This is a genomic window from Marinobacter sp. (assembly GCF_035268745.1).
GTDB lineage: Bacteria > Pseudomonadota > Gammaproteobacteria > Pseudomonadales > Oleiphilaceae > Marinobacter.
Map to the genome: position 1 here is coordinate 1 of NZ_DATFKH010000203.1, position 1,184 is coordinate 1,184.

Annotated in this window: 1 protein-coding gene and 1 pseudogene; one reads left to right on the forward strand and one right to left on the reverse strand. The window is 56.3% G+C overall.

The window, feature by feature from the left end:
* Positions 1-205 (forward strand): annotated as a pseudogene (locus VJ956_RS13610) (AEC family transporter); the annotation flags it as partial.
* Positions 206-215: 10 nt separating this feature from the next.
* Here VJ956_RS13610 and VJ956_RS13615 read toward each other — a convergent pair.
* The gene (locus VJ956_RS13615) at positions 216-806 is read right to left on the reverse strand and encodes a GNAT family N-acetyltransferase (RefSeq protein ID WP_324085585.1); all 591 of its coding nucleotides are present in this window, start codon (positions 804-806) and stop codon (positions 216-218) included.
* Between the last annotated feature and the right edge of the window lie 378 nt (positions 807-1,184).

Below are 1,184 nucleotides of genomic sequence, written 5' to 3' on the forward strand. Positions count from 1 at the left end.
CTGGCTTGTCGGGTTTGAAGGGCGGGAACTCGGTCTGATGTTCCTGTTCTTTGCCAGCCCGACCGCAGCAGCCAGTTTTGTCATGGTCAAGGCGATGCAGGGAAACGACCGTCTGGCGGCGAATATCGTGGCGCTGACCACTCTAATGGCGAGCGTGACAGTCACCGTCGGTGTGTTCTTGCTGCGCAGCCTCGGCATTGCCTGATCGCTGTTCTCTAAAGCGACTTCAGCCAGAAGGTCATGGGTTTTGCGGTCTGGACGGTTTCCCCGATATCACGCCAGCGGTATTTGGTGTTCAATGCCGGCACTCTGGTGTATCCGCGCTTATGCCAGAACTCATCCAGCGGCTGATAGCCCGACGGGCGTAGGGGATGATCCGACGGCCGCTCGACCGCGCAGAAACAACAGTGGGTAAAGCCGCCCTGCTCCCGGGCGTGGCACTCACGGTGCTCGAAAAACCCAACCCCGATGCCCCTGCCTCGATATTCTGGCAGCAACACGGACTCGCCGAAGTAAAAAATACGATCGGGCTGATAGCCCTGATCAAGGAACGGCTGTTTGAATTCGTCGGTCTCATCAGCCATGGGAATACCGGTTGCAGCTCCGACCACCTGGTCGCCGTCAAATGCCAACACAAAAAGGCTGTCGGCCGAGCGCGCGTAGGTGTCAATATACGTTTGCTCGTAGGTCATATCGCCGTCGTACAGATAAGGGAAACTGCGAAATACCTTGATCCGGAGCCTTGCCAGATCCTCTGCGAACGGCAGGATATCGCGGCCAGTGTAGTTTTTCAGAGCTACAGTCATATCAGGGCCTCCTTATAAAGCCAAAATCAATAACGACACAAGCCGGACGCGGAGCCCATAAACCACGCCGATCCTGCTCTGACGATATACTGACCATTTTCTGCTACCCCGAGATTATTGTAATGGTTGCGGTATTCTACTCGGACAATGTGCACCTGGGTGATGCTGATGACCGAGTGTCATGACTTGCGGCTGCCCGCTGGCGTTTACGATGCAACAGGCATGAGCGCCAGTCATGCGTTATATCTCACCTGTCCCAGTTCGCTGATATCGTAGCCGCCCAATGCCCGCGCACGCTGGGCAAAGCGTTCGCATGCTGCAAAGGCCAACAGGCGCTGAAGGGAGGGTTCGAAGTAATGCCGGCGACGCATGGCAAGA

Excerpts from the sequence above, each read along its gene's own strand:
- VJ956_RS13615 (WP_324085585.1), bottom strand. The coding sequence starts at position 806 with ATGACTGTAGCTCTGAAAAACTACACTGGCCGCGATATCCTGCCGTTC.